The following is a 14,883-nucleotide window of genomic DNA, read 5'->3' on the forward strand; positions in this document are numbered from 1 at the left end:
TGCTTGCAGACGGCTCAGTTTCTTCATTGTCGGCGATGGTCGGCAGCCTGCTGCCCAATCCGGTCGTCGTCGTCGATTTTACTGCGAACCAGATTATCGCCGGCCGCTCGCCAAGCGAGGTGCAGTTCGATGATGCCGCTTGGCAATCAGCAGCGGCCGGTCCGCTGAGCCGACAACTGGGAAAGGCAGCACGCGATACAATTGAGCGGGGCGGCAACAGCGGGGCGACGCTTTTTCTCGATGACGGAAGCTCCCGGCTCAATCTGGCCGCCCGCATCGAGCCCTTGACGGTCGACCGCCAACTTGTCGGGGCATTGATCATCTTTTCCACGTCGCGTGCCTTCAGCGATCTGGACCAGTTGCTGCTTGACAGCGCCAAGTTCGCGCTCAGCGTCCAAATGATGCGCAGTTTCATCCGATTCCGTTTCGAAACCCGCACACAGACCGAGCTTTTCTTCGAGGTGGTGGAGCGGCGTTGGCGCGACGCGGCAGATGTCCAGCAGCGAGCCCAGCGGCTCGGCATCAATTTCATGACGACTCAGCAAATCGTCGTCGTCGACTTTCCCGAGAGCGCGAAGAATCTTGGCGGAACGTCCGTCGATCTGCATCACAGTCTCGCTCGTATCATGCAGCAAGCTTCCGTTCCCGCGTGCGTCGTGGCCATCGATGGCGGGCTGGTGTGCCTCATTCCCTATGACGAGGCCTGGAAACAGGAGCGGACATCGAAACTGATGCGGCGCATCGCAGCGGATCTTGGCCAATATTTTGACGAAGAACCGATCGTCATCGCCAGCAACGCCTGTGCCACCCTGACGGATTATCCGTTGGCTTGGGATCGCTGCAGCCGCATGATTGCCATCGCCCGTTCGTTCGGTCGCACCGGTGCGCTGTCCGGGCAGGATTTCGGGCCGTTGCCGATGCTCGTAGCGGCCGCGGGCGTCGACGACGTACGCGCTTTCGTTCAGGAAAGCGTCGGCGCCATCGCCGCCCATGACCGCCAGCATGGCACGCCCTATCTGAAAACGCTGTCGACTTATCTGAGGGAGGGCTGCCGCAGCGGCGCCTGCGCCGATGCGATGGGCCTGCACGTAACCACGCTGCGCTATCGCCTGTCGCGAATCGAGGAAATGTTCGGCATCGATGTCGAGACGCCAGAGCGGCGCTTTGCCATCGAATTGGCCATTCACCTGCATGGTGTCACGGAAGGTCGTGGCTGACGATCAATCGACCTGACCCTCGAGACGGCGGATCGGCACCCTTCGTCTCTTACCGCAAACAGTAGCAATATTTTCCGTGCTCTTCCGGCTGAACGAAGGAAGAAGGTCGCTCTACTTGCGATTAGCCTTCCCGCTATCAACCAACAGGAGGCGCTGATCCTATGTTGACCACGGGAACCGCAAAGATTCCGACGGCCATCGACCCAATCGCGTTGCGTCGGGCTTTCGGAACCTTTGTCACCGGCGTCACCATCATCACTACGCGGGACACGGACGGCAATCCGCGCGGCATGACGGCCAATTCCTTCACCTCGGTTTCGCTCGATCCGCCGCTGCTGCTCGTCTGCGTCGCAAAATCGGCGTCAAGCTTTGCTGCCTTTACGACGGCGGATTCCTTTGCCGTTAACCTGCTACATGAGGGACAGGTCGACATCTCGGCGATCTTCGCCTCGAAATCCCCCGATAAATTCCAGTCCGTCAATCACGACCGCGTTCATACCGGCGCGCCAATCCTGACGGACAGCCTTACCTGGTTCGACTGCACGATCTACAACAGGGTCGATGCAGGCGATCATGTCATCCTGATCGGCCAGGTGCAGGCTTTCGGTACGAGCCCTTCAGCGCCCCTCGGCTTTTGCCGCGGCCGATACGCCAGCGTCAAGGATCCGCTGCCGTCCGGCTGGCTGGCCTCGCACAACATGATCATCGGCTATCTGATCGAAGCCAGCGGCGAGATTCTGCTGCGAGCGGATGGAAGCGGTGGCTGGGCTCTGCCAACGGCCAAACGCCGTAAGGCCGGCAGCGAACTGCCGCTCAACGACGGAAAATCCCTCAAGCTGCTGTCAGACAACACCTTTCTTTACTCGATCTTCGATGTTGCTGACTGCGACCCCGGTTATCTAATCTATCGCGCCCGACTTGCCGATGGCGGACAAGGGCGCGACCTGCCGGAAGACCTGCGGTTCTTTGCCATTGACAAGCTGCCCTATGACCTCATCCCGACCCGGGAATTGCGGGCGATGCTCCGCCGCTATGTCCGTGAGCGCAAGCAGGAACGCTTTGGCATCTACATGGATTCCGGCGACGGCGGGCGACTGGCAATGATCGAGGGCGAGGCCCGCTCGTGGCATCAGGCCATTCAAGACTAACCCGAAATCAGGAAGCGACGATGAAGACGACGGTGAAATCGCTCGAGGGAATGCGCCTCAACCTCTTTATCGACGGCCGGTTTGTCGAACCGACATCCGGTCGCTACCTGGACAGTTTCGACCCGACCACCGCGGAGGCCTGGTATCAGTTTGCGGAAGCCGACGCCAACGATGTGCGACTGGCGGTTGAGGCGGCGCAAAAGGCATTCGTCAATCCTGCCTGGCGACGTATGACGCAGACCGATCGCGGAAAGCTAGTGCGCAAGCTGGCCGATCTGGTTCTCGCCAATGCTGACGACCTCGCGCTGATCGAAACACGCGACAATGGGAAGCTCATCAAGGAAATGCGGGCGCAGATGCGCTCGATCCCGGACTCTTACACTTACTTTGCCGGCATGGCTGACAAACTGCAGGGCGATACGATCCCGGTCAACAAGCTGGACCAGCTCAACTTCAACATGCGCGAACCGATCGGCGTCGTCGGCATGATCACACCCTGGAACTCGCCGCTGATGATGTTGACAGGAACGCTCGCTCCCTGTTTGGCGATTGGCAACACCATCGTCATCAAGCCTTCCGAGCACGCGACCGCCTCGACGGTGGCCTTGGCCGAGCTAATCATGGAAGCGGGGTTTCCGGCCGGCGTTGTCAACGTCGTCTCGGGAACGGGTGCGGTAACCGGCGACGCGTTGACGCGGCAAAAGGGCATCGCAAAATACGTCTTCACCGGCAGCACCGATACCGGCCGTAAAATTGCTGCTAACGCGGCGGCCAACCTTGCGCAGTGCCAGATGGAACTCGGCGGCAAATCTCCCCACGTGATCTTTTCCGACGTTGATATCGAAAAGGCCGTTAATGGGGTCGTTTCGGGCGTCTTCGCAGCTGCGGGCCAGACCTGCGTCGCCGGCTCTCGCTGCTTCGTGGAGGCCAGCGTCTACGACCGCTTCATCGAAGCGTTGGTGGAACGCACCAACCGCATCACCGTCGGCCACCCATTGGAGGACAAGACGGATATCGGCCCGCTGGCGCTGTCGGCGCAGCTGACGAAAGTCGAGTCTTACGTTGCTTCGGGCGTCAAGGAAGGGGCACGGATCGCGTCAGGCGGCAAGCGTCCTCAGGCGGAAGAACTCGCCCGCGGCTGGTATTTCGAGCCGACCGTCATGATCGACGCCAAGAACGATATGTCCTTCATGCGCGATGAGCTTTTCGGACCGGTCGTTGGTGTCATGTCCTTTTCCTCGGAAGAAGACATGATCGAACTCGCCAACGACACACGCTACGGCCTCGCGTCCGGGATCTGGACCCAGAATATCGACCGGGCGATGCGCTTCGCCAACCGGATCGATGCGGGCACCGTTTGGATCAACACCTACCGGTCAGCAGCCTACATGTCCGCAAATGGCGGCTTCAAGGAAAGTGGTTACGGCAGGCGTGGCGGTTTCGACGTCATGCGCGAGTTCTCCAGGGCAAAAAATGTCGTCATCGACTATTCCGGCGCCATGCAGGATCCCTTTGTCATTCGACTGCGCTGACCGTCAGAAACGCTGGGACAAACCATCCAAGGGAGATTGAAATGAAATTTGCCGTCTCATTGGGCATGGAGCGTTTCTCGCCAGAAACCTCGATGACGGCCGTAATGGACAATCTGCTGCAACTTGCCAAAATCGCGGACGCCGGCGGGTTTGAGACGATCTGGACGCCGGAACACCACACAATCGAGTGCACGATATCACCCAATCCGTTTCAGATCCTCACGTGGCTATCCCAGCATACGAGCCGTATCCGCTTGGGAACGGCAACGCTTGCCGCCGCCTATTGGAATCCAATCCGTCTCGCTGGCGAAGCCGCACTGTGCGATCACCTTACGAACGGGCGCCTGGAATTCGGCATCGCCCGCGGCGCCTATCAGTACGAGTTCGACCGAATGGCGCCGGGCGTCCAGCAGCAGGAGGGCGTGGGCTACATGAAGGAACTGGTACCAGCCGTCCAGAAGCTTTGGGCCGGTGATTATGCGCATGAGGGCCAGTACTGGAATTTTCCGCGAGCGACCTCGGTGCCGAAGCCGCTGCAGAAGGGAGGTCCTCGCATCTGGGTCGCCGCCCGCGATCCCGGCACCTTCGACTGGGCGCTCGGCATCGGCGCCAACATCCTCTCCACGCCGCTCTCGCTTCCGGCGGCGGAAATCGGCGTGCTCGCCAGCAAGTTCAACAAGGCGGTCGCCGATCATCCCGAGGTGAAACGCCCAAAATTCATGATGCAGCGGCGCACTTGTGTCTACGACAGGGCCGACGACTGGCATCTCGCCGTCGAGCACAGCATGAACTATGGTCGCTATTTCGAAAACCTGATGCAGAACATTGGCACCGTGAAGAACGGTTTCCCGGAGGCCGTGCCCTTCGAAAGCGTTAAGGGCCGCGACAACTACAACCCGGAAAATATCCGCAAGAACCTGATGTTCGGAACGCCCGACGAAGTGATCGAGAAGCTGCTCGACTACGAAGCAGCTGGCGTCGATCAATATTGTCTCGGCCTCAGCTTCAACCTGCCCTTCGAACTGCAGAAGAAGACACTTCGCCTGTTCACGGACGAGGTCATGCCCTTCTTTGCGCAGCGCGAGCGCGAAACCCAGCAACTGGCCGCGGCAGGGTATTAGGATGACTGATACGCAGCGTCATACGGTCGGAGATGTGGTCCTGAACTATAGGGTTGACGGCAATGGGGCAGTGCCGCTGGTGCTCATCCACGGTGTCGGTTCCTACCTTGAAGCCTGGAGCGGGGTCGTCGAGCGGCTGAAGCATCGGTTCACCATCCTGACGTTCGACCTACGGGGTCACGGAAACTCGTCGCGCGTCAAAGGCCGCTACGAGATCGACGATTTCGTTGCCGAAACACTTGCGTTGGCGGACAGTGTCGGCTTCGACCGTTTCCATCTGGCCGGTTTTTCGCTTGGCGGGTTGATCGCACAGCGGTTGGCACTGACGCATCTTCCGCGCATTCAGCGCCTGATTCTCCTCTCGACGGTCGCGGGACGCACGCCCGAGGAGCGGGAGCGCGCTCTCGCCCGCCTCGCCGCTCTTCGCAGCGGCGAACCGGGATCGCACTATGACGCATCCCTGTCGCGTTGGCTGACTGAGGATTTCCAGAAGAAGAATCCCGACCTGATCGCAACGCTTAGGCAGCGAAATTCTCAGAACGATCCGGACTGTTACGCTTCTGCCTACCGGGTTCTCGCCGAGACCGACTTCGGCGGTTTTCTCGACCAGATTCGCTGCCCGACGTTGATTGCAACCGGCGAGGAGGATGCAGGCTCCAATCCGCGCATGGCAAGATATATGCATGAGCGCATCCCACGCTCCGAGCTCCGCGTCCTTCCGGGGCTGCGGCATTCGATCCTGACGGAAGCACCCGATCTCGTCGCATCGATGATGGCGGATTTTTTGACCGTGCCGGAGACCGTGAAATGATCGTTGAAGAGCGTATCTATCGCATAAGATCGGGCAAAACCTCCGAATATCTGAAGCTTGTGCGAGAGGAGGGGCTGGCAATCCAGGAACCGATTCTCGGCGGACTGATCGGCTATTTCGTCACCGAGGTCGGGCAGCTGAACCAGGTGGTCCATCTTTGGCGATATGCCGATTTCGCCGATCGCGTTGCGCGCCGCCGCACGTTGTCGGAAGATGCGCGCTGGCGGGCCTTCATTCCGAAACTGACGGCGCTGATCGAAAGCGCGGAAAACCGTATCCTTCTTCCGACCGATTTTTCACCACTCCAATAGAAGAAGGGAAACGCAAGGCAAACCCTGAAGCCAACCGGCGCACGGTGGAGTTGCACTGCAGTAAATGCACCTCGGTTTGGAGGAAGTGTAGCAGCAAAAATCCTCCGTGTTCGCGGAAGACGATCTAGCTGACATGCCCCTTAATTGATCCTCGTCAAGAAATTGCGGATCGGGAACATGCGTATCGTTGAAACATGGGAGCCATTGGTGACAGAGCGATTGAGAGTAGAGAATCTGTATAAGATTTTCGCCCCTTCACCCACCAGAGCCATGACGCTGCTCGCCACCGGCGCGGATAAGGCGCGTGTCCTTGCGGAGACCGACGCCGTCGTGGGTCTGAATAACGTCTCGCTTTCCGTTCCCCCAGGCGCGATCTACATGGTCATGGGCCTTTCGGGGTCCGGCAAATCGACGCTGGCGCGTTGCATCAACAGGCTGAACGAACCAACGGCAGGCAAGATCCTGCTCGACGATATCGACATCGTGCCGCTACGCGACGACGCGCTTCGCGAATTGCGGCGCACGCGCATCTCCATGGTCTTCCAGCATTTTGCCTTGTTGCCAAACAAATCGGTGATCGAAAATGCCGAATTCGGCCTGAAGTTGCGTGGCGTTTCCGCCGCGCAGCGACGCAGGCGCGCTGAAGAGGTGCTGGCGATCGTCGGTCTCGCCAAATGGGCCTATCATCGCCCGCATGAACTCTCCGGCGGCATGCGCCAGCGTGTCGGCTTGGCGCGGGCCCTGGCGACCGATGCCGACGTCCTCATAATGGACGAAGCCTTCAGCGCCCTTGACCCGCTGATCAGGACCGAGATGCAGGATGAGTTGCTGCGGCTGCAGCACACGCTGAAGAAGACCATCCTCTTCATCACTCATGACTTCCAGGAGGCGCTGAAACTCGGAACGCGCATCGCCATTATGTCCGAAGGCGAATTGGTGCGCGAGGGAACACCGCAATCGATCGTGCTCGAACCAGGCAGCGATTATGTCGCCGCCTTCACGCGCGAAGTCGACCGGTCGCGATTGTTTGATGCACGGTCGGTCATGCGCACCGGTTCGATGGTGTCGAGCGATGGTTCGGCACGGATCGTCGGCGACGCCGAGCATCCCGAGGCCATGAGTTTTGCCATCGACGCGTCGAACCGCATCGTCGGCTGTCTCGATGCTGCAGCCCTGCAACAGGTAAAGGCTGGCAAGCCGGTCGATGCCCTTTTGACGCGTGATTTCGTCGCGGTGAGCGGCACCACCAAGCTCGTGGATGTCGCTGGCTTGTATCAGAGCGGCAAGGCAATGGCCGTCATTGACGAGGACGGCTGCTTCCTCGGCATGCTTGAACCCGAACATATCCTTGGACGGATCGCCTCGGCGGCGAGATCGCCAGCGCCTGCTTCGATGGGAGGCCACAATGCTTGATGCCGACGATCTAGCCATCTTTCCGGTGGACCAGTGGATTGCGGACGCCGTCCAATGGGTCGCGCTCCACCTCCGTCCACTGTTTATTGCAATCAAGTGGCCGGTCGAAAACCTGTTGTCGTTCAACGATTACATACTGCACGAAATTCCGTTTCCGATCTTCGTCGTTCTGGTGTTCTTGACCGCCTATCGGCTTGCCAGCATCGGCATCGCGGTGTTCAGCGCCATCTCACTTGTCGTGATCGCAGCCATCGGGGTCTGGACCGAGGCCATGACAACGCTTTCGCTGATTACCACGGCCATCGTGTTTTGCACCGCCATCGGCGTGCCGACCGGCATCTGGTGTGCTCGTAACGACAAGGTCTGGAGCGTGGTGCGGCCGGTGCTCGACATTATGCAGACCACACCGACGTTCGTTTACCTCGTACCGGTCGTCATGCTGTTCGGCGTCGGCACAGTGCCGGGCGAAGTGGCGGTCGTAACAGCAGCTGCACCGCCGCTCATCCGCTTCACCAATCTGGGTATTCGTATGGTAGAGCAGGAAATGGTCGAAGCAGGTCTCGCCTTCGGCGCCGATAAGCGCCAGCTTCTGTGGGAAATACAGCTGCCGTTGGCTATCCCCACCATTCTCGGAGGACTGAACCAGACCGTGCTGACTGCGATGGTGATGTCCGTAGTCGTCGCCATGATCGGCGCGGAAGGCCTTGGCCTCGTGGTTCTCCAAGGTCTCGGGCGTCTCGATGTCGGTCGCGCCGCCGTCGGTGGCATCGCCATCGTCCTGCTCGCCATGATGCTTGACCGGATCACCCAGCAGCTTGCCCAGCCGACCGACCGCAAGCGCAGGTCGGTGCTGAGCTACCTTTTCAATCTTTTCAAGGGTGAGCGATCGCACGAGGCCGTCGCAACATCCGCAGCGAACCGCACGCATTGAGCGGAACCGCTCCGGCGGTAACCACCACCGGAATGACGACAGACACCGGCGGCTCGTTCCGCCGGACAGGAATTCATTGCCTTCCCTTGCAGCGCCCGCGTTACAGCCGAACCTCGAACTCAGTGAAGTCCAAAGAAAAATCCAGAAGGAGAACATCGATGAAGCACAGCCTGAAAACCTTTTCCCTTTTTGTCACCGGCATGGTGCTGGCGGCCTCTCTAGGCCAAACTGCTTTCGCCGAAGACCTGCCTGGGAGTGGCAAGACGGTGCGGTACGCCCAGTCCGACAGCCTAGGCGCCAATTATGTCGTTGCCCAGATCGGCATGGCGGCGATGAAGGAACTCGGTTACGACGTCAAGCTTAGCACGCTCAACACCACCTTGTTCTTCCAGGCGGCGGCCCAGGGCGATCTCGATATCGCGACCGATATAAACTTCCCGCAGCGCGAGCCGGGCTACAAGAAGGTCGAGGCGCAGGCCGAGATCGTCGGCGGTGGCCTAATTCAAGGCGGCGGCATCAATGGCTATCTGATCGACAAGAAAACCGCCGACGCAAACAACATCACCACGCTCGATCAGATGAAGGATGCGAAGATCGCAGCTCTTTTCGGCACGACCGGCAAAGCCGACCTCATCAATTGCGACCCGGGCTGGAGTTGCGGCGACGTCGTCGACTTCCAGCTTGAGAAATTCGGACTCAAGGGCAGCGTCAATTCGGTCCGCGGCAAATACGAGGCGCTGATGGTCGAGGCCGTCGCCCGTGTCAAGCGCGGCGAGCCGGTATTCTTCTATGCCTGGAGCCCTTCGTGGATGAACAAGGCTCTGGTGCCCGGCAAGGATGTCGTCTGGTTGCCGACGCCCTTCGATGCCTTGCCGGAAAAGGTCCCCAACAAGGGCTCTGCCCTGGTGTCAGGCGTCAGCGGTTGCGCTGGCGGCGCTGATCCATGCCGCATGGCCATGGCGGCATGGAACTGGAACGCCGTCGCCAGCCGGAAGTTCATTGCAGCCAATCCGGCAGTCAAGAAGCTCGTGGAGCAGATGTCGTTCCCGCTGGCCGACTGGTCGACCTGGGAACAAACGATCAGCGAAAAGGGCGGCAGCGACAGCAACATCAAAAAGCTGGCGCATGAATGGATCGAAACCCATCAGGAACAGTTCAATGCCTGGGTTGACCGCGCCAAAGTTGCAAGCTGAGCATGACGGCGCTCGATACGAAGTAGCCGCGCCAGGCCAGCACGACGCCGGGGTTTGACGATGCAAAGAATGCTCCGGCGGCGCAAGCCGCCGGAGCACCCGATTTTGCCATACCGCAAAATGCGGTGCTTTAGGAATTGGATCATGCTCGAGCAGTCGCTTGCGCGGATCCCGGTTCGCGTTTTTACGGTATGAGCAGGAGCTTGCCCGTAGTCATTCGGCTTTCCATGTCGGCATGGGCATTCGCCGCTTCCGCCAGCGGATATTCGCCACCGATCCGGATCTTGAGCTTGCCGTCGATGATCCAATCGAAAAGTCGAGCCGACCGCGTGCGGAGCAGTTCAGGTGTACGGAGATGATGGAAGAACACGGCGTAGCCGATCTTGATGCTCTTCGGGAGTTGCATGATGTCCATGGGACCGGGACCGCCCAGGACGGGGCCATACCAGCAGAACGTTCCTGAAATCCGGAGCGCATCGAGCGAGCCTTGGAAGGTCGTGGGGCCGGAGCCGTCATAGACGACATGCACACCTTCACCATCCGACATGCGAACCGCTTCCATGGCGAACTGGCCTTCGGTATCCACGATGACATGATCGGCTCCCGCCTCCTCAGCGATCGCCACCTTGCCGGCCGAGGAGACGCGCCCGATAACATGCCCGCCTCTCAACTTGATGACCTGGGTCAGGAGCAGACCGAGACCCCCGGCCGCCGCGTGGACAAGCGCGATATCGCCGACCTGCACGGGGTAGAAATCGGTCGCAAAATGGCTGGCGGTAAGCCCCTGCATCATCACCGCGGCCGCCATGCGGTCGTCGATTTCGTCGGGGATCGGCACGAGAGCATCGGCCGGTATTGCCGCTCGCTCTGCATAGCTCCCCGGCGCGTAGACCCACGCAACCCGCTGCCCAGGCCGGACATTCTCCACCCCGTGGCCAACCGACACCACCCGTCCGGCGCCTTCCACGCCAAGAATCTTCGGGTTGGGCGTCTCGGTCCACGCCGTGCCGTGTCGCACGCCGATATCCATGAAGTTCACGCCCGCTGCGGCGATCTCGATCAGCGCTTCGCCGGGACCCGGTACAGGCTCCGGCCGCTCGGCAAATTCCATCACCTCCGGCCCGCCCTGCCGGGTCATCACGACTGCCTTCATTGCGATGCCTCCTTGGCCGCCTTCTCGATCAGCCGCGCGACAGGTTCAGGGTTCGACACCATCACCACATGCGAGGCGCCCTTGACCACGACGGTGTCCCGCGAATGTGCTCGCGCGGCCATGAAGGCCAAAGCTTCCGGCGGGATGTTCTTGTCCCCGCCGCCATAGATGAACCAGTTTGGAATCTTCTTCCACGCCGCGGCGGTCTGGGCCTCGTTCAGCGCCGCTTCCGTGATGGGTCGCTGCCCGGCGGCCATCAGCTTTGCCTCGGCGACGGAAACGTCCGCCGCGAACTGGTCGTGGAACTTCTTCTGCAAGATGTAAAGATCCTTTCCGCCGCCCGAAAGTGGAACCGGCGGAGCAAGAGTGGGCGCAAGCGTGCTGCCCGGAAACTTGCCCGAAAGCCCGGCGGCCGTCTCACCGACGTCAGGGGCAAACGCCGCAACATAGACCAGCGCCTTGACATTGGCGTGGCCTTCGGCGGCTTCGCTGATGACCGAGCCGCCATAGGAATGCCCAGCCAGGACGACAGGCGACGCGATGCCGGAGACGATATCGGCAACGTATTGCGCGTCATTGGCGACACCCCGCAAGGGATTGGCGGCGGCCACCACCGAATAGCCGTCTTTCTCGAGAATTTTGACGACGCCGTTCCAGCTCGATGCGTCGGCGAACGCGCCGTGGACCAGTACGATAGTGGGCTTAACGGGCGCGGGCTTTCCGGACTGCGCGTAAGCGTTGCCGAATACAGCCATGGCGATTGTCAATCCTGCCAGCAGTGTTTTCATCTCATACCCTTTCGATGGTTTTGATCGGTGCGGTCTCATTGCGATGGGAGAAAGGCTAAAACGGAGATATTTCAGTGTTACTTGGCTGAACCCGCGGCGGGCCGGCCTTGTTGCGGAAAGCTGAGTTGGTCAGCCCGCGCAATTGCGTGGGCCCACGTGCGACCAGACGATGACCGGCGGCGAGGACGCTTCGGCCAAGGGCACGCCGATGCCGCGCGAACTTCCAGTGATAAGCCATCTTTGCGACATGGCTTCTCCTTCGGCAGGGGTGCCTGCCTCGCAGGCGTTCAGATACCAATTCCGGTGAGCCGCTAGGGCGCGTACCGCGTGAAGACGTAGTCATGTCCCTGAACGCGCGCCTCATGACAGGCGAAGCAGGTTTCATGCTGGGCCTCGTCAGCCGGTTTGCCGTCGACAAACCTGCCGAATCCCCATCCGCCGGTGGCGGCGTATTTCTTCGAATCCTTGACCATGATCTGTACGGTCGTGGCGGCGCCGGGAATGGAGGCGGATTCGAATTCGGGCGATTGGACGTGTTTCCAGGCAAGCTTTGCGAGGATGGTTCCGTCAGGGAACGGCAATGTTCCTTCACGATATGCCTTCATCGCCACGACGTTGCCGAGGACCGCTCTAAGCTCGTTCAGGGGTTCTGCTTCCTCGGCCGGCGCGACCAGTTCCCATTGCCGATATTTATCGGGGATCGTGACGCCATAGATCGGTGATGCCGCCTTGGGTTTCGCATCGTCATTTGCTCCGGCCACCGCCGTGAAGACAGATGCCGCAACGATCGCGCCCACACACGGCAGGAGGTGGATAGGTTTCATTGGAAAGCTCCGCTTGACATGCCGTCAGAACTTGTCGACGTCGATGACCGCCTGCGCAAAGGCCTGCGGAGCCTCCTGCGGAAGATTGTGGCCAATGCCGCCCGAGATCAGCCGGTGTTCGTATTTGCCCGAGAATTTCTTGGCGTAGGTCGCCGGATCGGGATGCGGCGCGCCGTTTGCGTCGCCTTCCATCGTGATCGTCGGCACGCCGATCGCCGGAAATGTCGCCAGCTTCTTTTCCAAGGCATCATATTTTGGCTCGCCCTGCGCCAGACCGAGCCGCCAGCGATAGTTGTGGATCGAGATGGCCACGTGGTCGGGATTGCCGAACGCGGCAGCGGAGCGTTCGAAGGTGGCGTCGTCGAAAGCCCATTTCGGCGAGGCAAGCTCCCAGATGAGGCGGGTGAAATCCCGGGTGTATTTCTCGTAGCCCGCTCGTCCCCGTTCGGTGGCGAAGTAATATTGATACCACCATTGCAATTCGGCCTTCGGCGGCAGCGGCGCCCGGTTCAACGCCTGACTGCCGATGAGATAGCCGCTGACGGACACCATGGCCTTGCAGCGCTCAGGCCAGAGCGCGGCTATGATGTTGGCCGTCCTCGCGCCCCAGTCATAGCCGGCGATGACCGCTTTCGGGATCTTCAGCGCATCCATCAGGGCAACAATGTCGCACGCAAGCGCCGCCTGCTGACCGTTCCTCGGCGTTGCGTCCGACAGGAACCGCGTCGTGCCGTAGCCGCGCAGATACGGCACGATGACCCTGTACCCAGCGTCTGCTAGCAGAGGCGCGACATCGACATAGCTGTAAATGTCATAGGGCCATCCGTGCAGGAGGACGACCGGGGGGCCGTCCGCAGCACCGGCCTCGGCATATCCAACGCTCAGCAGATCAGCGTCGATCAGCTTCATCGAGGAGAACGAGGTCCGCGCCTTTGTGGTTCGGGAAGCGGTCGTTTCCGTCCCGCCGGCCTGAGCTCCGGCAATCCCGATCGCGCCGAGCTGCGCTGCGGCGACCGTCGCGGCAGCGACGCCGAAGAGGTGGCGACGCTGATGGTCGATTTTTTCCGGGTTTCTGACTGCCATCATTGGTGCACTGCCTTTTCGTAATGACATTTTCTCGATAGTGGGCCTGCCCGATCGATCGATATGATCGGCGGGCTAGATCAGGTTGATTGCGACTTCGATGTTGCCGCGCGTGGCCTTCGAGTAGGGGCAGGTCTGATGCGCAGCATCCACAACGGCCTGCGCAACATCCCGGTCGAGCCCAGGCAGACTCACATTGAGGCGCGCGCTGAGGAAGAAGGCTCCTTCTGCAGCGTTCAGATCCGCTTCCGCATCGATAGCGAGCCCAGCCGGCAGTGCGATGTTCATCTTGCGAGCGGCGATTGCCATCGCACCCTCGAAACAGGCCGACCAGCCGGCAGCGAATAGCTGTTCCGGATTGGTGCCACCGCCTGGGCCGCCGGGCGTGGAAAGCCGAATGTCAAGCCGACCGTCGGAACTGCGCGACGCGCCGTCCCTGCCGCCGGTAGTGCGGACCTTGGCGGTATAAAGTGGTTTTGCAGATTGAGTCATGACCGCTGTGTTCCTTGCAAAAGGTACTGGGAAAAATCGGGGGAGATGGGCGCGCGACGTCGCTATCGGCGGGCGCGCAAGCAGGTTGGAAGGGCCCGTGGCTGGGCAGGCTTCACCGCATCAGCGATGATGACAATGCAGGCATGATCATTCTCCCTGAGTCGCAGCAGAAGTTCTTGCTGCCTCGAACATAGAGGAGGGTCGCCTGGAGCTCCCGTTATACACTATGATGGGATGTTAGCGCTCACCAGCAGCCGCACGTCTTGGGACCGGCCGCTATCACGTCCTGCCTCAAAGTCGCCGCTCGGGGCGACGAAATCGAACTTTCTGCGACGTAGGTCTTGGACCTCGAACCCGGATCTTCCCCAGCCATCGGACAGGATGCGATGAAAAACGACGTCGTCATATCGCCAGCCGCGCAGACGAGCGACAGGATATCGTTTGGTCCCTTTACGCTGGCGCCGGGCGAAAGGCTTCTTTTGCGGCAAGGCATGCCTGTCGGTCTCGGCACGCGCTCTTTCGACATCCTGGCAGCCTTGGCCGCGCGTCCCAATGAGATCGTCAGCAAGAAGGATCTGCTGGCTCTTGTCTGGCCCGACGCTACCGTCGAAGAAGGCAGTTTGCGGTTTCACGTCGCCAACCTCAGAAAGGCGTTAGGCGACGGCAAGGATGGGGCACGCTACATCGCGACCCTGACGGGGCGAGGCTACTGCTTTGTCGCCCCGGTCTCGCGGTCAGATAGTCAAAACAATGTAGCTGGGGAGGTCGTTGCCAGCTATCCGCAGGCCAATCTGCCAGGCCGCCTGGTCCGGATGGTCGGCCGTACCGGTGATACCGACGCACTTTCAACTCAACTGGCCGACAGG

15 protein-coding genes are annotated in these 14,883 nt (G+C 60.5%); 10 read left to right on the forward strand and 5 right to left on the reverse strand.

From position 1 onward, the window contains the following. The 9 genes from EN745_RS15455 to proX all read left to right on the forward strand — a co-directional run. Window positions 1-1,217 (forward strand): helix-turn-helix domain-containing protein (locus tag EN745_RS15455; protein ID WP_145992038.1); only part of this gene is annotated, 1,217 nt, incomplete at its 5' end. A gap of 161 nt (window positions 1,218-1,378) precedes the next feature. Further along, window positions 1,379-2,365, forward strand: a complete 987-nt coding sequence (locus tag EN745_RS15460) for a flavin reductase (RefSeq protein ID WP_126088172.1) — start codon at window positions 1,379-1,381, stop codon at window positions 2,363-2,365. Between the two features lie 20 nt (window positions 2,366-2,385). Then, window positions 2,386-3,897: an aldehyde dehydrogenase gene (locus EN745_RS15465; RefSeq protein WP_127421686.1), complete on the forward strand. Its 1,512-nt coding sequence runs from the start codon at window positions 2,386-2,388 to the stop codon at window positions 3,895-3,897. Window positions 3,898-3,938: 41 nt separating this feature from the next. Next, window positions 3,939-5,018: an LLM class flavin-dependent oxidoreductase gene (locus tag EN745_RS15470; protein ID WP_127421687.1), complete on the forward strand. Its 1,080-nt coding sequence runs from the start codon at window positions 3,939-3,941 to the stop codon at window positions 5,016-5,018. A gap of 1 nt (window position 5,019) precedes the next feature. Beyond that, a complete protein-coding gene (locus EN745_RS15475) occupies window positions 5,020-5,829 on the forward strand; it encodes an alpha/beta hydrolase (protein ID WP_127421688.1) in 810 nt (269 codons plus the stop codon). Continuing rightward, entirely contained in the window at window positions 5,826-6,140 is a 315-nt protein-coding gene (locus EN745_RS15480; RefSeq protein ID WP_126098645.1) for an NIPSNAP family protein, read from the forward strand. Before EN745_RS15475 ends, EN745_RS15480 begins: the two co-directional genes overlap by 4 nt. 144 nt (window positions 6,141-6,284) lie before the next feature. Then, window positions 6,285-7,553: a glycine betaine/L-proline ABC transporter ATP-binding protein gene (locus EN745_RS15485; RefSeq protein WP_245487741.1), complete on the forward strand. Its 1,269-nt coding sequence runs from the start codon at window positions 6,285-6,287 to the stop codon at window positions 7,551-7,553. Continuing rightward, complete coding sequence (locus tag EN745_RS15490; protein ID WP_127421689.1) at window positions 7,546-8,484, forward strand: proline/glycine betaine ABC transporter permease; 939 nt, start codon at window positions 7,546-7,548, stop codon at window positions 8,482-8,484. Before EN745_RS15485 ends, EN745_RS15490 begins: the two co-directional genes overlap by 8 nt. A 158-nt stretch (window positions 8,485-8,642) precedes the next feature. After that, a complete protein-coding gene (gene proX, locus EN745_RS15495) occupies window positions 8,643-9,677 on the forward strand; it encodes a glycine betaine/L-proline ABC transporter substrate-binding protein ProX (protein ID WP_127421690.1) in 1,035 nt (344 codons plus the stop codon). A gap of 184 nt (window positions 9,678-9,861) precedes the next feature. Here the strand turns inward: proX and EN745_RS15500 are convergent, their stop codons facing one another. The 5 genes from EN745_RS15500 to EN745_RS15520 all read right to left on the reverse strand — a co-directional run bounded on the left by EN745_RS15500 (window position 9,862) and on the right by EN745_RS15520 (window position 14,017). Further along, entirely contained in the window at window positions 9,862-10,830 is a 969-nt protein-coding gene (locus tag EN745_RS15500) for a quinone oxidoreductase (RefSeq protein ID WP_127421691.1), read from the reverse strand. After that, window positions 10,827-11,585, reverse strand: a complete 759-nt coding sequence (locus EN745_RS15505; protein ID WP_245487743.1) for an alpha/beta hydrolase — start codon at window positions 11,583-11,585, stop codon at window positions 10,827-10,829. The genes EN745_RS15500 and EN745_RS15505 overlap by 4 nt, the downstream gene beginning before the upstream one ends. 344 nt (window positions 11,586-11,929) lie before the next feature. Further along, window positions 11,930-12,442, reverse strand: coding sequence for a cytochrome P460 family protein (locus EN745_RS15510; protein ID WP_127421693.1), 513 nt, complete (start codon window positions 12,440-12,442; stop codon window positions 11,930-11,932). Window positions 12,443-12,466: 24 nt separating this feature from the next. Beyond that, entirely contained in the window at window positions 12,467-13,528 is a 1,062-nt protein-coding gene (locus EN745_RS15515; RefSeq protein ID WP_245487742.1) for an alpha/beta hydrolase, read from the reverse strand. 72 nt (window positions 13,529-13,600) lie between these two features. Then, window positions 13,601-14,017: an organic hydroperoxide resistance protein gene (locus EN745_RS15520; protein WP_127421695.1), complete on the reverse strand. Its 417-nt coding sequence runs from the start codon at window positions 14,015-14,017 to the stop codon at window positions 13,601-13,603. 386 nt (window positions 14,018-14,403) lie between these two features. On the opposite strand from EN745_RS15520, the gene EN745_RS15525 reads away from it, so the two are divergent. After that, window positions 14,404-14,883: transcriptional regulator (locus EN745_RS15525; RefSeq protein WP_145992039.1), on the forward strand; the 480-nt coding region annotated here is incomplete at its 3' end.

Source organism: Mesorhizobium sp. M4A.F.Ca.ET.022.05.2.1 (assembly GCF_003998845.1).
Lineage (GTDB): Bacteria > Pseudomonadota > Alphaproteobacteria > Rhizobiales > Rhizobiaceae > Mesorhizobium.

Bases quoted from the DNA above. Each gene is read 5' to 3' on its own strand.
- EN745_RS15460 (WP_126088172.1), top strand. From the start codon at position 1,379: ATGTTGACCACGGGAACCGCAAAGATTCCGACGGCCATCGACCCAATC.
- EN745_RS15465 (WP_127421686.1), top strand. From the start codon at position 2,386: ATGAAGACGACGGTGAAATCGCTCGAGGGAATGCGCCTCAACCTCTTT.
- EN745_RS15470 (WP_127421687.1), top strand. From the start codon at position 3,939: ATGAAATTTGCCGTCTCATTGGGCATGGAGCGTTTCTCGCCAGAAACC.
- EN745_RS15475 (WP_127421688.1), top strand. From the start codon at position 5,020: ATGACTGATACGCAGCGTCATACGGTCGGAGATGTGGTCCTGAACTAT.
- EN745_RS15480 (WP_126098645.1), top strand. From the start codon at position 5,826: ATGATCGTTGAAGAGCGTATCTATCGCATAAGATCGGGCAAAACCTCC.
- EN745_RS15490 (WP_127421689.1), top strand. From the start codon at position 7,546: ATGCTTGATGCCGACGATCTAGCCATCTTTCCGGTGGACCAGTGGATT.
- proX (WP_127421690.1), top strand. From the start codon at position 8,643: ATGAAGCACAGCCTGAAAACCTTTTCCCTTTTTGTCACCGGCATGGTG.
- EN745_RS15500 (WP_127421691.1), bottom strand. From the start codon at position 10,830: ATGAAGGCAGTCGTGATGACCCGGCAGGGCGGGCCGGAGGTGATGGAA.
- EN745_RS15505 (WP_245487743.1), bottom strand. From the start codon at position 11,585: ATGGCTGTATTCGGCAACGCTTACGCGCAGTCCGGAAAGCCCGCGCCC.
- EN745_RS15510 (WP_127421693.1), bottom strand. From the start codon at position 12,442: ATGAAACCTATCCACCTCCTGCCGTGTGTGGGCGCGATCGTTGCGGCA.
- EN745_RS15515 (WP_245487742.1), bottom strand. From the start codon at position 13,528: ATGATGGCAGTCAGAAACCCGGAAAAAATCGACCATCAGCGTCGCCAC.
- EN745_RS15520 (WP_127421695.1), bottom strand. From the start codon at position 14,017: ATGACTCAATCTGCAAAACCACTTTATACCGCCAAGGTCCGCACTACC.